Genomic DNA, 12,059 nt, shown 5'->3' with positions numbered 1-12,059 from the left:
GACCTCTACCTTAGAACTGAAGGCCAGCTTCACGGGCAGCATCTGCCAGTGCCTGGACGCGACCATGATATTGGAAACCGGAACGGTCGAAAGAAACACCAGTGATGCCTTTTTCGATTGCGCGTTCTGCGATAGCTTTACCTACTGCAGCTGCGGCTTCTTTATTACCGGTATACTTCAGTTGTTCAGTGATAGCTTTTTCTACAGTAGAAGCAGCGACCAGAACTTCGGAACCGTTCGGGGCGATTACCTGTGCGTAAATATGACGCGGGGTACGATGTACCACCAGGCGAGTAGCACCCAGCTCTTTGAGCTTGCGACGTGCACGGGTCGCACGACGGATACGAGCAGATTTCTTATCCATAGTGTTACCTTACTTCTTCTTAGCCTCTTTGGTACGCACGACTTCGTCGGCGTAACGGACACCCTTGCCTTTATAAGGCTCAGGACGACGGTAGGCGCGCAAGTCCGCTGCAACCTGACCAATCAGCTGTTTATCAGCGCCTTTCAGCACGATCTCAGTCTGAGTTGGACATTCTGCAGTGATACCCGCGGGCAGCTGGTGATCGACTGGATGAGAAAAGCCCAGAGACAGGTTAACCACGTCGCCTTTAACGGCTGCACGATAACCTACACCAACCAGCTGCAGCTTCTTAGTGAAGCCTTCGGTAACACCGATTACCATTGCGTTCAGCAGCGCGCGAGAAGTACCCGCCTGCGCCCAGCCGTCAACGAAACCTTCGCGCGGAGCGAAAGTCAGAGCGTTGTCAGCATGCTTAACTTCAACAGCATCATTGATAGTACGAGTCAGCTCGCCGTTTTTACCTTTAATCGAAATTACCTGACCGTTGAGTTTTACCTCTACGCCGGCAGGAACAACGACAGGTGCTTTAGCAACACGAGACATATGTATCCTCCGATTACGCTACGTAGCAGATAATTTCGCCACCAAGACCTGCCTGGCGCGCTGCACGATCAGTCATGACACCTTTAGATGTAGAAACTACAGCGATGCCCATACCAGCCATTACCTTTGGCAGCTCATCTTTTTTCTTATAGATGCGCAGACCAGGACGGCTTACTCGCTGAATGCTTTCTACAACAGCTTTGCCCTGGAAATACTTGAGAGTAAGTTCCAGTTCCAGCTTGATGTCGCCTTCGATTTTGAAATCTTCAATATATCCTTCTTCCTTCAGAACGTTGGCAATTGCCAATTTCAGCTTGGAGGAAGGCATGGTGACCGCAACTTTGTTTGCGGCCTGACCGTTACGGATACGGGTCAGCATATCCGCGATCGGATCTTGCATGCTCATCTGTGTTACTCCCGTGATTCAATTGGTGACAATTACCAGCTAGCCTTTTTCAGGCCCGGGATTTCACCGCGCATGGCGGCTTCGCGGACCTTGATACGGCTCAACCCAAACTTCCGCAGGAAACCGTGCGGACGACCTGTTTGACGGCAGCGGTTACGCTGACGCGAAGGGCTGGAATCACGCGGCAGACTCTGCAGCTTCAGAACAGCATCCCAACGATCTTCGTCGGAAGCGTTCACATCAGAGATGATCGCTTTCAGTTCAGCGCGTTTAGCGAAGAATTTGTCTGCTAATTTTGCACGCTTAACTTCGCGTGCTTTCATAGATTGCTTAGCCATTAAGTAACCCTACCTTACTTACGGAACGGGAAGTCAAAGGCAGCCAGCAGAGCACGGCCTTCATCATCAGATTTCGCAGTAGTGGTAATGGTGATATCCAAACCACGAACGCGATCGACTTTGTCGTAGTCGATTTCTGGGAAGATGATCTGCTCACGTACACCCATGCTGTAGTTGCCACGACCATCGAATGACTTAGCGGACAAGCCACGGAAGTCACGGATACGTGGAACAGCAATGGTGACCAGACGCTCAAAGAACTCCCACATGCGCTCGCCACGCAGAGTTACTTTACAGCCGATCGGATAGCCCTGACGGATTTTGAAGCCTGCAACTGATTTGCGTGCTTTGGTGACCAGCGGTTTTTGACCGGAGATTGCTGCCAGGTCAGCTGCTGCGTTATCCAGCAGTTTCTTGTCAGCGATCGCTTCACCAACACCCATGTTCAGGGTGATCTTCTCGACCCGAGGGACTTGCATGACAGAATTGTAGCCAAACTCTGTCATGAGTTTCTGGACTACTTCGTCTTTGTAGTAATCATGCAGTTTCGCCATCGTACTACTCCAAATTACTTGATAGTTTCGCTGTTAGACTTGAAGAAACGGACTTTTTTGCCGTCTTCGAATCTAAAGCCTACACGGTCAGCCTTACCAGTTGCCGCGTTGAACAGTGCAACGTTAGAAACCTGAATAGCAGCTTCTTTTTCAACGATGCCACCTGGTTGGTTCAGAGCCGGAACCGGCTTCTGATGTTTCTTCACCAGGTTGATACCTTCAACGATGACCTTACCAGAAGACAGGACATTCTTAACTTTACCGCGCTTACCTTTATCTTTACCGGTTAACACGATAACTTCGTCGTTACGACGGATTTTAGCTGCCATTGTTCGCTCCTTAGAGTACTTCTGGTGCCAGAGAGATAATTTTCATGAACTTTTCAGTACGAAGTTCACGAGTTACCGGCCCAAAAATACGCGTACCGATAGGCTGCTCACTGTTATTGTTCAGAATAACGCATGCATTACCATCGAAGCGAATGACAGAACCGTCCGGGCGACGAACACCCTTCCTGGTGCGCACCACTACCGCCTTCAGGACATCACCTTTTTTGACTTTACCACGCGGAATTGCTTCCTTGATGGTAACTTTGATGATGTCACCGACGCCTGCGTAGCGACGGTGCGAGCCACCCAGAACCTTGATACACATTACGCGACGTGCACCGGAGTTGTCGGCGACGTTCAGCATAGTCTGTTCTTGGATCATTTTAGTGCTCCGCTAATGTCAACTACTACTTCGGGACCTAAACCTCAGGTCGTTAGAAAGCCCCATAATTGAGGGCGCGGCATTGTAACACCGGTTCTCACAGATGGGTAGAAAAAATAAACGGCTCTCAATCGAGCCGCTGATTTCCCCTGATGACAGGGAGGGCGTATTCTAGGGAATAGTGCGAACAGTAGCAAATGTAATCTGCCTTATTTTTCGTCGCCTCCCAAATAAAGTGCCCTTCTGACTCAACCAGCCAGTTTCCTGGCCAGTTGGTTATGCTGACGCAACACGGCTGGCAGTTCAATTCCGGCCACTTGTCCGTCCCGTACCCGGACTTTTCCGTTAATGATGCTATAGGCAACCTGTCCCGGATTACAGAACACCAGGGCGGCGACAGGATCGTGCCCTGCCCCGGCAAGTCCAATTCGGTTCAGGTCAAAAATGGCCAGATCGGCCATCATGCCCGGCGCAATGGTGCCCACATCATCGCGGTTTAGCACCTTTGCTCCACCCAGCGTCGCCAGTTCCAGTGCCTGACGTGCCGTCATCGCATCCGGGCCGAAGCCAACGCGTTGCAGCAGCATCGCCTGACGAACCTCGGCCATCATGTCTGAGCTGTCATTGGAGGCTGAGCCATCCACACCCATACCCACGTGTACGCCGGCATCACACATATGGCGTATCGGCGCAATACCGGAACCGAGACGCATGTTCGAGCAGGGACAGTGTGCGACGCCGGTACCGGTACGTGCAAAGAGTTCTATGCCATGCTGATCCAGTTTGACGCAGTGTGCATGCCAGACATCCGGTCCTACCCAGCCGAGGTCTTCAACATACTGTGCTGGCGTCATATTGAATTTTTCACGGCTATAACGGATATCGCTGTCGTTCTCCGCCAGATGGGTGTGCATTGAGACGTTGAAGCTGCGTGCCATCGCTGCGGATTGCTTCATCAGCTCACGGCTGACTGAAAACGGCGAACATGGCGCAACCACGATGCGTAACATCGAACCGTGGCTGTCATCATGGTAGCGCTCAATCACACGCTGCGTATCTTTAAGAATGGCGGCTTCATCCTCTACCAGTGCATCGGGTGGTAAGCCACCCAGGGACTTACCGACGCTCATGCTGCCCCGGCTCGCATGGAAACGCATGCCCATTAAGGCTGCAGCCTCAATACTGTCGTCAAGCTTACAGCCATTCGGGTAGACGTAGAGATGGTCACTGGTGGTGGTGCAGCCGGAGAGCATTAACTCAGCCATAGAGATCTGAGTTGAGATATGAATCATCTCAGGCGTCAGATTCTGCCACAGTGGATAGAGGTGGGTTAGCCAGTTAAAGAGCTCGCCGTTTTGCACTGCAGGAATAGCGCGGGTCAGGCTCTGATACATGTGGTGATGCGTATTGATCAGGCCAGGGATGACAATGTGTCCTCGCAGATCGATGATCTCATCCGCGCTATCAGGTAACGAGCGTGCTTCCCCGACTGCAACGATCTTATTTCCTTTTATCAGAATAGAAGCGTTACCTATTTCCCGACGGTCAGCATCCATGCAGACCACACATTCAGCATTCTTCAGTAACAGAGTTCGTTCCATGCTATTGCCTGTGGGTAGTGGTTGTGTGTTACCCGATAATAGCGGCAAGCTTTTGGCAGAGCTAATCGCAGGTAACGCAGCTAACAGTGGCAATTTTAACAGTGACCGGCGTAAGCGGTCATGACTCTCCATTTTCACGGCACATTTCCTTGTACAGTTATGATAACCCCGGCGTTTATAGCCTGGCGCTTTCAGGCCACCTCGCCTGAAGAGAGGCAGCTTAATCCCTGCAAATCCCTGAATTTGTGAGCACCATCAAATCCGTATTGCCACGGGCACAAATGGATCAAGCCCGAATCGCAGGCAAAAAAAACCCCCTGCCGAAGCAGAGGGTTTCCTCAGAAAAAACGATTCTTATTACAGAACAGCTTTCTCGATTACGCGAACCAGGGTCCAGGATTTAGTCTTGGACAGTGGACGGCATTCGCGGATTTCTACCACGTCACCAATTCCACATTCATTGTTCTCGTCATGGATGTGCAGCTTGGTCGTACGTTTAATGAATTTGCCGTAGATCGGGTGTTTCACGAAACGTTCGATAGCAACAACTGCAGATTTCTGCATTTTGTCACTTACTACACGACCCTGCAGAGTACGGATTTTATCGGTCATTACGAACCCGCCTTCTCAGTCAGTAAAGTCTTAACGCGTGCAACATCACGGCGAACCTGTTTCAGCAGATGAGTCTGCTGCAGTTGGCCAGATGCTGCCTGCATGCGCAGGTTAAATTGCTCACGCAGCAGATTAAGCAGCTCAGTGTTCAGCTCTTCAACGCTTTTTTCACGCAGCTCAGTTGCTTTCATTACATCACCGTCTTAGTTACAAAGGTGGTTTTGATAGGCAGTTTTGCTGCTGCCAGCTTGAATGCTTCACGGGCCAGCTCTTCTGGTACGCCGTCCATTTCATACAGGACTTTACCAGGCTGGATCAGGGCAACCCAATACTCTACGTTACCCTTACCTTTACCCATACGCACTTCCAGCGGCTTCTCGGTGATCGGTTTGTCCGGGAATACTCGGATCCAGATCTTACCTTGACGCTTAACTGCACGGGTCATAGCACGACGTGCTGCTTCGATCTGACGAGCAGTCAGACGACCACGGCCAACAGCTTTCAGACCGAAAGTACCGAAGCTGACATCCGTACCCGCAGCCAGACCGCGGTTACGGCCTTTGTGCACTTTACGGAATTTCGTACGCTTTGGTTGTAACATCAGCGACTCTCCTTACTTACGGCCTTTACGCTGCTGCTTTTTAGGTTGAGCAGCCGGTTCCGGTTGTTCAACAGCAGCCATACCACCCAGGATCTCACCTTTGAAGATCCATACCTTAACGCCGATTACACCATAAGTGGTGTGCGCTTCAGAGGTGTTGTAGTCAATGTCAGCACGCAGTGTGTGCAATGGCACGCGACCTTCACGATACCATTCGGTACGTGCGATCTCGGCGCCACCCAGACGGCCGCTAACTTCGACTTTAATACCCTTCGCGCCAAGACGCATGGCGTTCTGAACTGCACGCTTCATAGCACGACGGAACATCACACGACGCTCCAGCTGTGAAGTGATGCTGTCAGCTACCAGTTTCGCGTCCAGTTCCGGCTTGCGGACTTCGGCGATATTAATCTGTGCAGGAACGCCAGCGATATTCGCGACGACCGTGCGCAGTTTTTCTACATCTTCGCCTTTCTTACCGATAACGATGCCCGGACGAGCGGTGTGAATAGTCACACGGATGCTCTTCGCTGGACGCTCGATAACGATACGAGAGACAGATGCTTTAGCCAGTTCTTTAGTCAAAAACTGACGTACTTTAAAATCGCTGTCCAGGTTGTCAGCGAATTCTTTGGTGTTCGCAAACCAGGTAGAGTTCCATGGTTTTACAATACCCAGGCGAATACCATTAGGATGTACTTTCTGACCCATTGCTAGTCTCCAGAGTCTCAGCGATCGGACACAACCACAGTAATGTGGCTGGTGCGCTTCAGGATGCGATCTGCACGACCTTTGGCACGCGGCATAATGCGTTTCATGGTCGGACCTTCATCAACGAAAATTTTCGTGATTTTCAGATCGTCGATATCAGCGCCATCGTTGTGTTCGGCGTTAGCAATGGCAGATTCCAGAACTTTTTTGACCAGTACAGCCGCTTTCTTATTGGTGTAGGTCAAAATGTCCAGTGCCTGCGACACTTTCTTACCGCGAATCAGGTCAGCAACAAGGCGAACCTTCTGAGCAGAAGAACGAGCGTGGCGATGTTGAGCTAAAGTTTCCATCTCTTCCTCCTACTTATTTCTTCTTGGCTTTTTTATCAGCCGCGTGACCGCGATAAGTACGTGTCGGCGCGAATTCACCCAGTTTGTGACCAACCATTTCGTCGGAAACAAAGACAGGAACGTGCTGACGACCATTATGGACAGCGATGGTCAAACCGATCATGTTAGGAAAGATCGTTGAACGACGGGACCAAGTGCGCAAAGGCTTCTTGTCACCGCTTTCCACCGCTTTCTCTACCTTCTTCAGCAAGTGCAGGTCAATAAAAGGACCTTTCTTGAGAGAACGTGGCATGGCTTATCCTCTAATATTATTTGCTACGGCGACGTACGATAAACTTATCGGTACGCTTGTTGCTACGGGTCTTCTTACCTTTGGTCTGAACGCCCCACGGAGTTACCGGGTGCTTACCAAAGTTACGACCTTCACCACCACCGTGCGGGTGATCAACTGGGTTCATCGCGGTACCACGAACGGTAGGACGAACACCACGCCAACGGGCTGCACCAGCTTTACCCAGAACGCGCAGCATATGCTCAGCGTTGCCGACTTCGCCCAGTGTTGCGCGGCAGTCAGACTCGACTTTACGCATTTCACCTGAACGCAGACGCAGGGTAACGTAAGAACCTTCACGCGCAACGATCTGCACGTAAGCACCGGCTGAGCGAGCAATCTGACCGCCTTTGCCTGGTTTCATTTCTACGTTATGCACGGTTGAACCCACCGGGATGTTACGCATCGGCAGAGTGTTACCTGCTTTAATCGCAGCATCAACGCCAGATTGGATCTGGTCGCCGGCTTTCAGGCCTTTAGGGGCCAGGATGTAACGGCGCTCGCCGTCTTTGTACAGAACCAGTGCGATGTTCGCAGAGCGGTTCGGATCGTACTCAAGACGTTCAACAACTGCCGGGATACCGTCTTTGTTGCGTTTGAAGTCAACAATACGATAAGCCTGCTTGTGACCACCACCGATATGACGGGTAGTGATACGACCATTGTTGTTACGGCCACCGGATTTGCTGTTTTTTTCTACCAGCGGGGCAAATGGTTTGCCCTTGTGCAGCTCCGCGTTTACCACTTTAACTACATGGCGACGACCCGGAGATGTCGGTTTACATTTAACAACTGCCATTGTCTTTCTCCTCCGACTTACTCAGCGCCGCCAGCGAAGTCCAGATTCTGGCCTTCTTTCAGGGTGACGTAAGCTTTTTTCCAGTCGCTACGACGACCGATACGCTGTCCTTGACGCTTAACTTTGCCCTTAACTACCAGGGTGTTTACGTCTTTAACTTCTACTTCGAACAGTTTCTCAACAGCAGCAACGATCTCTGCTTTGGTCGCGTCATTAGCAACTTTGAGAACGATGGTATTGGTTTTTTCCATCGCGCTAGATGCTTTTTCAGATACGTGCGGCGCGCGCAGTACTTTCAGCAGACGTTCTTCACGGATCATGCCAGCATCTCCTCAACTTGCTTAACTGCATCAGCAGTCATAACGACTTTGTCGAAGGCGATCAGGCTAACTGGGTCGATACCGGATGCATCACGTACGTCAACCTTGTACAGGTTGCGCGCAGCCAGGAACAGATTCTCATCCAGTTCACCGGTGATGATCAGCACGTCTTCCAGAGCCATGTCTTTCAGTTTCTGTACCAGCAGCTTGGTTTTCGGTGCTTCTACAGCAAATGATTCGACAACGATCAGACGATCTTGACGTACCAGTTCGGACAGGATGCTTTTCAGCGCGCCGCGGTACATCTTTTTGTTAACTTTTTGACTGTGGTCCTGCGGCTTCGCAGCAAAGGTCACACCACCTGAACGCCAGATTGGGCTCTTTACAGAACCTGCACGCGCACGGCCGGTGCCTTTTTGACGCCATGGCTTTTTGCCTGAACCGGTTACTTCGGCGCGAGTTTTCTGCGCGCGAGTACCCTGGCGGGCGCCAGATGCGTAAGCAACAACAACCTGGTGAACCAGCGCTTCGTTGAAATCACGACCGAAGGTAGTTTCGGAAACAGTCAGCGCGCTCTGCGCGTCTTTCAATACTAATTCCATTGCTATCCCCTTACGCCTTCACAGCTGGTTTAACGATCAGGTCGCTACCGGTAGCACCGGGAACTGCACCTTTAACCAGCAGCAGGTTGCGCTCAGCGTCAACACGTACTACGTCCAGACTCTGAACGGTTACGCGCTCATTACCCAGCTGACCTGCCATTTTCTTGCCTTTGAACACTTTGCCCGGAGTCTGGTTCTGACCGATAGAACCCGGAACGCGGTGAGACAAGGAGTTACCGTGAGTAGCGTCCTGGGTACGGAAGTTCCAGCGCTTAACGGTACCGGCGAAACCTTTACCTTTAGAGGTACCGGTTACGTCAACTTTCTTAACTTCAGCGAAAATCTCAACGCTGATGCTCTGACCTACAGAGTATTCTTCACCTTCAGCGGTGCGGAATTCCCACAGGCCACGGCCAGCTTCAACGCCAGCTTTAGCAAAATGACCAGCTTCAGGTTTGGTCACACGGTTTGCTTTTTTAGCACCGGTGGTAACCTGAATTGCCTGGTAACCATCGTTTTCCAGGCCTTTGACCTGAGTAACGCGGTTCGCTTCAACTTCGATTACGGTGACGGGGATAGAAACGCCATCTTCAGTGAAGATGCGGGTCATGCCCACTTTTTTACCGACTAAACCAATCATTGTTTCAACCTCTCAATCGCTCGATGACCTGATTAACCCAGGCTGATCTGCACGTCAACACCGGCAGCCAGATCCAGACGCATCAGAGCATCAACGGTTTTTTCAGTTGGCTCAACGATGTCTACCAGACGCTTGTGAGTGCGGATTTCGTACTGATCACGCGCATCTTTGTTAACGTGCGGAGAGATCAGAACAGTAAAACGCTCTTTGCGGGTTGGCAGCGGGATTGGACCACGAACCTGCGCACCAGTGCGCTTGGCGGTCTCAACGATTTCCGCGGTTGATTGATCGATCAGACGATGATCAAACGCTTTAAGACGGATACGGATTCTTTGGTTCTGCATGAGACCAGAGCTCCAAACTTTTTATAGACGAAAAAAATTACTACTCGAGCCCATTACGATTGATGGGAGAGTGTAATCGTTCAGCATATAACTCCACAATTGGGAGTATTGTCAGGCGGCCTAAATTTCAGCCGTCTGCGATTCTGCTCGAATCGCGCCTGCAATATCTGCAGGCCCGCGCATTATACGTAAATCTGTTCAGGAAGCAACCCGTGTTGAGGTTTTACCCATTAAATTGTGGCCGGTTCGTGAAGCGTGCGTCGCATTGCACTGCCGTATCGCTGATAAATCAGTTATTCAGTTGTGAGTCTGTTTCCGCCCTTCTTCATTCATAGGTGACACAGAACCCGTTGCCCTCGAGAGTGCATCTAACCTTTCGTCCGGAGCATAATCATGTCGCCCACTCTGATAACTCACATTGCTGCACTCGCAGGCGGAGGTGCATTGGGAAGCTTTCTTTCGCTGACCAGCCAGCGCTTCACCCCCGCCCTCTCACCCGCTCAATGGTTTGCCCTACTCTGCTTTCCGGGTTCGCACTGTAATCATTGCCAGCAGCGCCTGCTGTGGCGAGATGCGCTGCCGTTAGTCAGCTGGCCTGGCTTAAAAGGACGGTGTCGCTTCTGTCATCGCGCGTTCGGCGCAGAAAGCGTTGTCATTGAATGGCTGTTCGCCCTTCTGTGCCTGCTGGTGCTGCAGAGTTTTGACCACTCTGCGGAGGCTGTTTTTATTATTACTGCCTCCGGCCTCTTGCTGCTCGTGGCTGCCATCGATCGTCGCCACTTCTGTATACCTGACCCGCTCAATTATCTGCTGCTCTGGTCCGGATTATTCCATGCCACGCTGTCCGGAACCGAAACAACGGCGATATGGGGTGCTGTGGCGGGCTACTGTGCGTTGTGGCTGCTCGCCTGGAGCTATCGGCAGATGCGGGGGTACGAGGGATTAGGTTATGGCGATATCAAGCTTTTCGCAGCGTTAGGTGCCTGCTGTGGCTGGCAGGCATTACCCTGGATTGCGCTGGGTGCCACCGTTATGGCGCTGACGTCGATTGTGATGCTGCAACTGCGGGGTTTTATTCAGGGGGACAGCCCGCTGCCGTTTGGCCCTTTCCTGGCCATTGCGGGCTGGGTAACGATAGTGCTGCAGACCCGATTCACTCTTGTTTGATTTGAGCCTGCAGATAGTTCTGGATGCCCATCTTCTGGATTAACTCAAGTTCCGTCTCAATCCAGTCGATGTGATGTTCCTCATCAGCCAGGATTTCAATCATCATGTCACGGCTGACATAGTCATGCACTTTGTCAGCATAGGAGATAGCTTCACGTAGGTCTTTCGCGCCCTCCAGCTCCAGATTCAGGTCTGAACTCAGCATCTCTTCAACATCTTCACCGATACGGAGCCGTCCCAGATCCTGAAGATTTGGGATCCCTTCAAGGAAAAGAATACGCTCAATATATTTATCGGCATGTTTCATCTCATCGATTGATTCATGGTATTCCACATCATTGAGGCGCGTCAGACCCCAGTTTTTGAACATGCGCGCATGAAGAAAGTACTGATTGATAGCAACCAGTTCATTTCCAAGCAGTTTGTTGAGATGACTGATAACTTTAATATCGCCCTTCATTGTTAACCCTCCGCGTCTGGTTTATTAGAGCGTAGATGCGGTTAAAAAGAAGTCAAAAAAACGCGACAGATATTGTGGGTATTCACGCACCGATCGTCGGTCAGGCTATCTCTTTGTAGAGTGGTGCATGCTGCATCTCTTCATCCATAATTTCACGCGCAGCACGAATGCATTTGCCGCATTGCTTGCCGACCGGCACAAGCTGGCGCAGTTGCTGAATAGATTTGGGCTGATAGCGACGCACGACTTCACGAAGGGTTTTATCACTGATGGCATTACACAGGCAGACGTACATTGATTCATCACTCGGGTACATTTTCTGTACATAGTGTAAATGCGAATCGTTTTTATTTCAAACCCACCCTTTGCAGGGTTATGGCGTTTTCAGAGCAAAAAAAAAGAGCACCGAAGTGCTCTTTTTACTGTGTTGCAGTGGCCATTTACACAGCCACAGCAGATATCACAATTAAGCGATAACTTTAGCAACAACACCCGCGCCAACGGTACGGCCGCCTTCGCGGATTGCGAAGCGCAGACCTTCGTCCATTGCGATTGGGTGGATCAGGGTAACAACCATTTTGATGTTGTCGCCTGGCATTACCATT

General features: G+C 51.1%; 22 protein-coding genes and 1 pseudogene. 1 reads left to right on the top strand and 22 read right to left on the bottom strand.

Translation table 11 applies throughout. From position 1 onward, the window contains the following. Window positions 1-10 precede the first annotated feature (10 nt). The 19 genes from rplR to rpsJ all read right to left on the bottom strand — a co-directional run bounded on the left by rplR (window position 11) and on the right by rpsJ (window position 9,827). Window positions 11-364: a 50S ribosomal protein L18 gene (gene rplR, locus OK412_RS19725; RefSeq protein ID WP_003850163.1), complete on the bottom strand. Its 354-nt coding sequence runs from the start codon at window positions 362-364 to the stop codon at window positions 11-13. Between the two features lie 9 nt (window positions 365-373). Then, on the bottom strand, window positions 374-907 hold the full coding sequence (gene rplF, locus OK412_RS19720) for a 50S ribosomal protein L6 (protein ID WP_003850161.1): 534 nt from the start codon (window positions 905-907) through the stop codon (window positions 374-376). A gap of 13 nt (window positions 908-920) precedes the next feature. After that, window positions 921-1,313 (bottom strand): 30S ribosomal protein S8, encoded by a 393-nt coding sequence (rpsH, locus tag OK412_RS19715; protein ID WP_003850158.1) that lies wholly within the window; start codon window positions 1,311-1,313, stop codon window positions 921-923. A 32-nt stretch (window positions 1,314-1,345) separates the two neighbouring features. Further along, window positions 1,346-1,651 carry a 30S ribosomal protein S14 gene (gene rpsN / locus OK412_RS19710; protein ID WP_008927132.1) on the bottom strand — a complete coding sequence of 102 codons (306 nt, stop codon included), beginning with the start codon at window positions 1,649-1,651 and terminating at the stop codon, window positions 1,346-1,348. A 14-nt stretch (window positions 1,652-1,665) separates the two neighbouring features. Further along, window positions 1,666-2,205 (bottom strand): 50S ribosomal protein L5, encoded by a 540-nt coding sequence (rplE, locus tag OK412_RS19705; RefSeq protein ID WP_003850155.1) that lies wholly within the window; start codon window positions 2,203-2,205, stop codon window positions 1,666-1,668. Between the two features lie 14 nt (window positions 2,206-2,219). Beyond that, complete coding sequence (gene rplX, locus OK412_RS19700) at window positions 2,220-2,534, bottom strand: 50S ribosomal protein L24 (protein WP_003850150.1); 315 nt, start codon at window positions 2,532-2,534, stop codon at window positions 2,220-2,222. 10 nt (window positions 2,535-2,544) lie between these two features. Continuing rightward, on the bottom strand, window positions 2,545-2,916 hold the full coding sequence (gene rplN / locus OK412_RS19695; RefSeq protein ID WP_006120590.1) for a 50S ribosomal protein L14: 372 nt from the start codon (window positions 2,914-2,916) through the stop codon (window positions 2,545-2,547). Between the two features lie 248 nt (window positions 2,917-3,164). Beyond that, a complete protein-coding gene (locus OK412_RS19690) occupies window positions 3,165-4,517 on the bottom strand; it encodes an 8-oxoguanine deaminase (protein WP_010252814.1) in 1,353 nt (450 codons plus the stop codon). 357 nt (window positions 4,518-4,874) lie between these two features. Further along, the gene (gene rpsQ, locus OK412_RS19685; protein ID WP_003850147.1) at window positions 4,875-5,129 is read right to left on the bottom strand and encodes a 30S ribosomal protein S17; all 255 of its coding nucleotides are present in this window, start codon (window positions 5,127-5,129) and stop codon (window positions 4,875-4,877) included. After that, window positions 5,129-5,320: a 50S ribosomal protein L29 gene (gene rpmC, locus OK412_RS19680; protein WP_003850146.1), complete on the bottom strand. Its 192-nt coding sequence runs from the start codon at window positions 5,318-5,320 to the stop codon at window positions 5,129-5,131. Before rpmC ends, rpsQ begins: the two co-directional genes overlap by 1 nt. Next, window positions 5,320-5,730 (bottom strand): 50S ribosomal protein L16, encoded by a 411-nt coding sequence (gene rplP / locus OK412_RS19675; protein ID WP_008927134.1) that lies wholly within the window; start codon window positions 5,728-5,730, stop codon window positions 5,320-5,322. The genes rpmC and rplP overlap by 1 nt, the downstream gene beginning before the upstream one ends. Before the next feature lie 12 nt (window positions 5,731-5,742). Continuing rightward, window positions 5,743-6,441 carry a 30S ribosomal protein S3 gene (gene rpsC / locus OK412_RS19670; RefSeq protein ID WP_009087585.1) on the bottom strand — a complete coding sequence of 233 codons (699 nt, stop codon included), beginning with the start codon at window positions 6,439-6,441 and terminating at the stop codon, window positions 5,743-5,745. Between the two features lie 17 nt (window positions 6,442-6,458). Beyond that, window positions 6,459-6,791, bottom strand: a complete 333-nt coding sequence (gene rplV, locus OK412_RS19665) for a 50S ribosomal protein L22 (RefSeq protein WP_008927136.1) — start codon at window positions 6,789-6,791, stop codon at window positions 6,459-6,461. A 13-nt stretch (window positions 6,792-6,804) separates the two neighbouring features. Then, complete coding sequence (rpsS, locus tag OK412_RS19660) at window positions 6,805-7,083, bottom strand: 30S ribosomal protein S19 (protein WP_001138115.1); 279 nt, start codon at window positions 7,081-7,083, stop codon at window positions 6,805-6,807. Between the two features lie 16 nt (window positions 7,084-7,099). Beyond that, window positions 7,100-7,921, bottom strand: a complete 822-nt coding sequence (gene rplB, locus OK412_RS19655; RefSeq protein ID WP_008927137.1) for a 50S ribosomal protein L2 — start codon at window positions 7,919-7,921, stop codon at window positions 7,100-7,102. A gap of 17 nt (window positions 7,922-7,938) precedes the next feature. After that, window positions 7,939-8,241: a 50S ribosomal protein L23 gene (gene rplW / locus OK412_RS19650; protein WP_003850708.1), complete on the bottom strand. Its 303-nt coding sequence runs from the start codon at window positions 8,239-8,241 to the stop codon at window positions 7,939-7,941. Next, a complete protein-coding gene (gene rplD, locus OK412_RS19645) occupies window positions 8,238-8,843 on the bottom strand; it encodes a 50S ribosomal protein L4 (protein ID WP_003850711.1) in 606 nt (201 codons plus the stop codon). Before rplD ends, rplW begins: the two co-directional genes overlap by 4 nt. Window positions 8,844-8,853: 10 nt before the next feature. Then, the gene (rplC, locus tag OK412_RS19640) at window positions 8,854-9,483 is read right to left on the bottom strand and encodes a 50S ribosomal protein L3 (protein ID WP_003850712.1); all 630 of its coding nucleotides are present in this window, start codon (window positions 9,481-9,483) and stop codon (window positions 8,854-8,856) included. 32 nt (window positions 9,484-9,515) lie between these two features. Next, the gene (gene rpsJ / locus OK412_RS19635) at window positions 9,516-9,827 is read right to left on the bottom strand and encodes a 30S ribosomal protein S10 (protein WP_001181005.1); all 312 of its coding nucleotides are present in this window, start codon (window positions 9,825-9,827) and stop codon (window positions 9,516-9,518) included. A 393-nt stretch (window positions 9,828-10,220) separates the two neighbouring features. Here rpsJ and OK412_RS19630 point away from each other — a divergent pair, with 393 nt between their 5' ends. Further along, window positions 10,221-10,994 carry a prepilin peptidase gene (locus tag OK412_RS19630; RefSeq protein ID WP_010671586.1) on the top strand — a complete coding sequence of 258 codons (774 nt, stop codon included), beginning with the start codon at window positions 10,221-10,223 and terminating at the stop codon, window positions 10,992-10,994. Here the strand turns inward: OK412_RS19630 and bfr are convergent. The 3 genes and pseudogenes from bfr to tuf all read right to left on the bottom strand — a co-directional run. Continuing rightward, window positions 10,981-11,454, bottom strand: coding sequence for a bacterioferritin (gene bfr, locus OK412_RS19625; RefSeq protein ID WP_010253012.1), 474 nt, complete (start codon window positions 11,452-11,454; stop codon window positions 10,981-10,983). The two genes, OK412_RS19630 and bfr, sit on opposite strands and share 14 nt — an antisense overlap. 100 nt (window positions 11,455-11,554) lie before the next feature. After that, entirely contained in the window at window positions 11,555-11,749 is a 195-nt protein-coding gene (gene bfd, locus OK412_RS19620) for a bacterioferritin-associated ferredoxin (RefSeq protein ID WP_010671585.1), read from the bottom strand. Window positions 11,750-11,920: 171 nt separating this feature from the next. Then, window positions 11,921-12,059, bottom strand: a pseudogene (gene tuf, locus OK412_RS19615) (elongation factor Tu); the annotation flags it as partial.

The organism is Pantoea sp. JV6 (genome assembly GCF_025910055.1).
Classification (GTDB): domain Bacteria; phylum Pseudomonadota; class Gammaproteobacteria; order Enterobacterales; family Enterobacteriaceae; genus Pantoea; species Pantoea agglomerans.
Note: the sequence above shows the minus strand (reverse complement) of the source record. Positions and strands in the feature narration are given on the sequence as shown.

Bases quoted from the DNA above. Each gene is read 5' to 3' on its own strand.
- rplR (WP_003850163.1), bottom strand. From the start codon at position 364: ATGGATAAGAAATCTGCTCGTATCCGTCGTGCGACCCGTGCACGTCGC.
- rplF (WP_003850161.1), bottom strand. From the start codon at position 907: ATGTCTCGTGTTGCTAAAGCACCTGTCGTTGTTCCTGCCGGCGTAGAG.
- rpsH (WP_003850158.1), bottom strand. From the start codon at position 1,313: ATGAGCATGCAAGATCCGATCGCGGATATGCTGACCCGTATCCGTAAC.
- rpsN (WP_008927132.1), bottom strand. From the start codon at position 1,651: ATGGCTAAGCAATCTATGAAAGCACGCGAAGTTAAGCGTGCAAAATTA.
- rplE (WP_003850155.1), bottom strand. From the start codon at position 2,205: ATGGCGAAACTGCATGATTACTACAAAGACGAAGTAGTCCAGAAACTC.
- rplX (WP_003850150.1), bottom strand. From the start codon at position 2,534: ATGGCAGCTAAAATCCGTCGTAACGACGAAGTTATCGTGTTAACCGGT.
- rplN (WP_006120590.1), bottom strand. From the start codon at position 2,916: ATGATCCAAGAACAGACTATGCTGAACGTCGCCGACAACTCCGGTGCA.
- OK412_RS19690 (WP_010252814.1), bottom strand. From the start codon at position 4,517: ATGGAACGAACTCTGTTACTGAAGAATGCTGAATGTGTGGTCTGCATG.
- rpsQ (WP_003850147.1), bottom strand. From the start codon at position 5,129: ATGACCGATAAAATCCGTACTCTGCAGGGTCGTGTAGTAAGTGACAAA.
- rpmC (WP_003850146.1), bottom strand. From the start codon at position 5,320: ATGAAAGCAACTGAGCTGCGTGAAAAAAGCGTTGAAGAGCTGAACACT.
- rplP (WP_008927134.1), bottom strand. From the start codon at position 5,730: ATGTTACAACCAAAGCGTACGAAATTCCGTAAAGTGCACAAAGGCCGT.
- rpsC (WP_009087585.1), bottom strand. From the start codon at position 6,441: ATGGGTCAGAAAGTACATCCTAATGGTATTCGCCTGGGTATTGTAAAA.
- rplV (WP_008927136.1), bottom strand. From the start codon at position 6,791: ATGGAAACTTTAGCTCAACATCGCCACGCTCGTTCTTCTGCTCAGAAG.
- rpsS (WP_001138115.1), bottom strand. From the start codon at position 7,083: ATGCCACGTTCTCTCAAGAAAGGTCCTTTTATTGACCTGCACTTGCTG.
- rplB (WP_008927137.1), bottom strand. From the start codon at position 7,921: ATGGCAGTTGTTAAATGTAAACCGACATCTCCGGGTCGTCGCCATGTA.
- rplW (WP_003850708.1), bottom strand. From the start codon at position 8,241: ATGATCCGTGAAGAACGTCTGCTGAAAGTACTGCGCGCGCCGCACGTA.
- rplD (WP_003850711.1), bottom strand. From the start codon at position 8,843: ATGGAATTAGTATTGAAAGACGCGCAGAGCGCGCTGACTGTTTCCGAA.
- rplC (WP_003850712.1), bottom strand. From the start codon at position 9,483: ATGATTGGTTTAGTCGGTAAAAAAGTGGGCATGACCCGCATCTTCACT.
- rpsJ (WP_001181005.1), bottom strand. From the start codon at position 9,827: ATGCAGAACCAAAGAATCCGTATCCGTCTTAAAGCGTTTGATCATCGT.
- OK412_RS19630 (WP_010671586.1), top strand. From the start codon at position 10,221: ATGTCGCCCACTCTGATAACTCACATTGCTGCACTCGCAGGCGGAGGT.
- bfr (WP_010253012.1), bottom strand. From the start codon at position 11,454: ATGAAGGGCGATATTAAAGTTATCAGTCATCTCAACAAACTGCTTGGA.
- bfd (WP_010671585.1), bottom strand. From the start codon at position 11,749: ATGTACGTCTGCCTGTGTAATGCCATCAGTGATAAAACCCTTCGTGAA.